General features: G+C 37.4%; 5 protein-coding genes and 2 pseudogenes. 1 reads left to right on the top strand and 6 read right to left on the bottom strand.

Annotation, left to right across the window (positions count from 1 at the left end):
• Positions 1-55 precede the first annotated feature (55 nt).
• The 6 genes and pseudogenes from IPI65_17385 to IPI65_17360 form a co-directional block, all read right to left on the bottom strand.
• The gene (locus IPI65_17385) at positions 56-562 is read right to left on the bottom strand and encodes a shikimate kinase (protein ID MBK7443210.1); all 507 of its coding nucleotides are present in this window, start codon (positions 560-562) and stop codon (positions 56-58) included.
• Position 563: 1 nt separating this feature from the next.
• Positions 564-1,634: pseudogene (locus IPI65_17380) on the bottom strand (ABC transporter permease).
• 47 nt (positions 1,635-1,681) lie between these two features.
• Complete coding sequence (locus tag IPI65_17375) at positions 1,682-2,239, bottom strand: hypothetical protein (protein MBK7443209.1); 558 nt, start codon at positions 2,237-2,239, stop codon at positions 1,682-1,684.
• Between the two features lie 133 nt (positions 2,240-2,372).
• Positions 2,373-2,771 carry a hypothetical protein gene (locus tag IPI65_17370; protein MBK7443208.1) on the bottom strand — a complete coding sequence of 133 codons (399 nt, stop codon included), beginning with the start codon at positions 2,769-2,771 and terminating at the stop codon, positions 2,373-2,375.
• 81 nt (positions 2,772-2,852) lie between these two features.
• Positions 2,853-3,131: a hypothetical protein gene (locus tag IPI65_17365; protein ID MBK7443207.1), complete on the bottom strand. Its 279-nt coding sequence runs from the start codon at positions 3,129-3,131 to the stop codon at positions 2,853-2,855.
• 173 nt (positions 3,132-3,304) lie between these two features.
• Positions 3,305-3,849: pseudogene (locus tag IPI65_17360) on the bottom strand (DUF1599 domain-containing protein).
• A 79-nt stretch (positions 3,850-3,928) separates the two neighbouring features.
• Here IPI65_17360 and IPI65_17355 point away from each other — a divergent pair.
• A complete protein-coding gene (locus tag IPI65_17355) occupies positions 3,929-4,324 on the top strand; it encodes a dihydropteroate synthase (GenBank protein ID MBK7443206.1) in 396 nt (131 codons plus the stop codon).
• Positions 4,325-4,333 lie beyond the last annotated feature (9 nt).

The following is a 4,333-nucleotide window of genomic DNA, read 5'->3' as shown; positions in this document are numbered from 1 at the left end:
TCAAAGTAATTTTAAGTGAGCCGGGCAATGAAGGTATTTATTTGATGTAATTACATCACCTTTTCCCTTTAATACTTTGGATAATATCTTTAGGTTTGAGGACAGCCGGGTCTATTTTAATATCCGCCTGTAAATAAAAAGCCTCACGCTCAGATAATTTTTGAAAAATAAAATCCCTGAGTTGATCATCGTCCAAGTTAGCGATAAGGGGACGTTTTTCTTTGCGTGTGCGCAGGCGACCAAATAAATTTTCGGGGGAAAGATTTAAATACACTGTTTTGCCGCGTTGTTTCATCCACTCCATATTATCGAAATAACAAGGTGTGCCTCCACCGCAACTGATGACTGCATTTTTTTCTAAAACAGTTGACCTCAATACATCCGCTTCTAATTTGCGAAAGTACTCCTCACCTTTTATTTTAAAAACTTCAGCTACAGTCCCACCTTCAATGGCTTCAATACGTTTATCGATGTCAATAAATGCACAATCCAGCTTTTCGGCAAGTTTTTTACCCCAGGTGGATTTACCACAACCCATAAAGCCAATTAAATAAATGCGCATATTAACTAATTCTAATTCGTGGATCTAATTGAATAAACAATATCTACTGCAATACTAATTACTACAAATATAACAGCAGTATATAAAATGGCACCCATTGCCACCGGATAATCAACATTTTTAGTGCATTCACAGTTTCATAACCAATGCCATTATAATTAAAAATGGCTTCTATAAAAAAGGCCTGTTAACAAACTCGCCAACCATCCTGATAATACTGAAGTAACAACAGGGTTTAATGCATTTTAAGCGCGTGGCGAAATAATATCACCCGTTCATTTAAACCTTTTGCTCTCGCCGTGCGGATATAATCGTTGTGCATTACATCAATCATTGCACTTCGGGTTAATTGTGTAATTACTGCCACGGGCCTGACACCTAATGCAATTGCCGGTAAAATTAAGTTGCGCAATTCCAGATATTGTTCTCCGGTATAACCATCGGTTACATACAAATCGCCCGTCATATTTAATCCGGTAACTGAAGCCAACAAATAGGCAAATACTAATTGCAAAATAATACCAACAAAAAATGATGGAAATGAAATGCCTAATACAGAACCTGTTGTGCAAGCTCTGTCCAACATGGAATTAGGGCGGGTAGCCGCAATAACACCTAATGTAATACCCACTATAGTCGCAAAAATCATTGCCGTTAATGCTAATACTAAAGTATTGGGAATTCGTTCCGATAATATTTCACTTACACTGCGTTTGCTTACATACGAACGACTTAAATACGGCTTTTTAATAACCATCGACGTATGACCAATATTGAGCACACGGAAATATTGATATTTTTCGCAGTTTAAATAAAACCGTGAAGTTGTGTCGGAATTATTATGCCAGCTCAGTGGAGAAATATCGTTGAGATATAAACCCAATTGCTGCCAAACCGGTAAATCTAAACCCAGTTCCTTTTTAATATTTTCAATGGTAGCCTTGTCCTCTTTCTCCTGCAATTTGTCGTTCAGGGTTGATGCGAGTTAATTGAAATAAAAAAATACAATAATTACAACGCCTAGTAAAACGAAGAAACCGTAAACGAGACGTTGTAATATGTATTTTATCAAAATGAAAAATTATTTATTTAAGAATGAAAAGTCCAGGTAATTTATCATCAGGAAACTTGGCAACTACCTTTCCTTGTTTGATATAAATTACGCCTGTGTTTTTGTTCCATTATTTTATATAACACATCTTTATCTGATGTATACAAATCAAATTCAAGTCCCGAAGCTTTTTTCATTAATTTCAGAATATTGAACGAGCCACTGCTTACAACAAATAATTTATTGCCTGTTGAGTCTATCCCTTTCATTACCGGCAAAATAGCTTTCCATTTATCTGCCGTAAGTTTATCTGCAGTTAATTCATTCAGAATTACCATACAGATATTTGCCGTGTCGTTTATTACCATTGCTGTAACATCATTTCCTGTGCTGTCTTGCAGGAAAAACTCGTTATAAGGTTCAGTGCTGGCGGCAATTTTTTCCGCAACCGGAACACCAATGCCAAACATTTCGTTGGAAATTGGGATTAATTCAGTTGGTTTTCGGTCCGCAAAATGTTCCTTTTTAATCGCTTCAAATGAAGGTAAATCGCGCCATGCCCATTTATCAATTACCACACCTTCTTTTAATAATACAACGTTCGGATTAGTTCTGGCAATGGTCAAACATACCTTATAATCGCCGGTATAAAATGGAAATGCTGTTTGGTTGTTGAGGCGGAATTTTTCAATTTCATCGCCTTCACCAACTAAAGCGTAGGTAAATACGCCTTCTTTTCTGCTGCCTTTTGCATGGCATTTATTTTTCCCATCCTAATTTACTGGTGTGCTCAAAACTTGCACTTACTACCATTAAGGTATAATCGGGATTACTTAAAATTTGGTCTGTAATAAAATCACCCTGCTCATCAGAAACTGCAAAATCACTGATTTTAGCTCTGTCGCCTTTCACTTTTACTTTCGTAAATGATGTATCCAAATTCCAATTTTCTTTATCGGCAGAATATTTGGTTAACTCCGCGAGTTTCGCTTTATCTTCCAGTTCCGTATTTAAAAATGCAAGTTCAACAGTTTCACCTGTTTTTTTATTGGTGTAAACATAATTGAGTTCCACCACATCCTTTTTGGGGTTAGGTGGCAATTGCATATTTTCTACAATGCTATCACCAACAGCATAAGGACGCCAGTCTAAAAACACATCATGTTTTAGCACGTGTGCATTCACATAAACCGCAAACCCGGTAACTATTGCGGCTATTGCAATTCCGCCTATTGGCGACTATCGGTTTAATATTTTTCGTAAAATAAATATGATTAAAATGAGCACTAACAAAACCAGGTCTTTATAAAAAGATTGTAATGGTGTAAGCGGAATAAAATCACCAAAACAACCACAGTCAGTAACAGAACCTGTAATTGCAGAATAACCGGTAAGCCAGGTGAAAAATAAAATTAATAAGAGTAACAACCAGGTGGTCAGGTTTTTCCAGATACCTAAAATAAGCAGAATACCCAATGCAACTTCAAGTGAAGTGAGAAATGCAGCTTGTAAATTCACTGATTCGATTAACCAGTCAGCTTTAAATAAAAAAACTTGTCCCAGCTCCATCTTTCTGCAAAAACATCGTAATATTCTTCGAGCTTAATGCCAAAACCTACAGGATCGTTTGCCTTTACCAATCCTGAAAAATAAATAACGCTCCCGTAAATAAACGGCAGAACCACAAAATACTATTTTTCATTTTCACTAAGTTTTATGAGTGCGAATATTGAGTAGTTAATCATATCCATATAATGCGATGCCACACCTTCTGAAATAAGTGTTTTACCATCGTTTTCTTCTATCTGTTTTACACGCAATAGTTTCATCAAAATTAAATCGGTAAATGAACCCACACGCATATCGCGCCATGCTTCGCCGTAATCGTGATTTTTATCAGCATCAGTTTTTTAACGTCACCAATTTTTTCGTTATGCCATTTAAGTGCAATTTCTTCACTCACATTAATCGGGTCGCTTTCTGTTCTGTCTATTTGAATGAGGGCAATTACCGCATAATTAATAATCCCTCTGAATTCATCCTCTACCCCTTCGTTAACCTTGCTGCTGCCATTTTGTTCAATGGTGCGAATACGTTGCGCCTTGATGAAAATCTGGTCAGTCAGAGACTCCAAACGCAAAATCCGCCATGAAGTTCCGTAGTCTTTCACCTTTTTGACAAAAATGTTCCTGCAGCCTGCTACTGCTTCATCGTATTGAAAATTCGTTTTTGACACCTTAGTTGTATTATTTTCGTGCAATAATGATGGACAAACTACTTATTTCTACCCGAACAAAGCGAGAACGGGTAATGGTTTGCTCGATTTATCCACACCTGCCATTATGGGCATATTAAATGTAACCCCGGACTCCTTTTTTGATGGAGGAAAATTTGAGGGCGTAGATGCGGCTTTGGCTCAAACTGAGACTATGCTGGAGGAAGGTGCAGACATTATCGATATTGGCGGAATGAGCAGCAGACCGGGTGCAAGCATCATTAGTGCTGATGATGAAATGAGCAGGGTTTTGCCGGTTATTGATGCCATACATAAGCGCTTCGCGGATGTCATTTTAAGTATAGATACCATCTATTCCCAAACAGCAGCAGCAGCAATAGATGCAGGTGCAGGAATTATTAACGATATTTCAGCAGCTGCTTTAGATGCCAACATTATTCAGGTAGCCATAGATAAAAGGTGCCTTATATGTTGATGCATATGC

This window comes from Bacteroidota bacterium (genome assembly GCA_016706255.1).
Taxonomy (GTDB): domain Bacteria; phylum Bacteroidota; class Bacteroidia; order Chitinophagales; family BACL12; genus UBA7236.
This window is presented reverse-complemented; position numbering and strand designations above follow the sequence as displayed.

Bases quoted from the DNA above. Each gene is read 5' to 3' on its own strand.
- IPI65_17385 (MBK7443210.1), bottom strand. From the start codon at position 562: ATGCGCATTTATTTAATTGGCTTTATGGGTTGTGGTAAATCCACCTGG.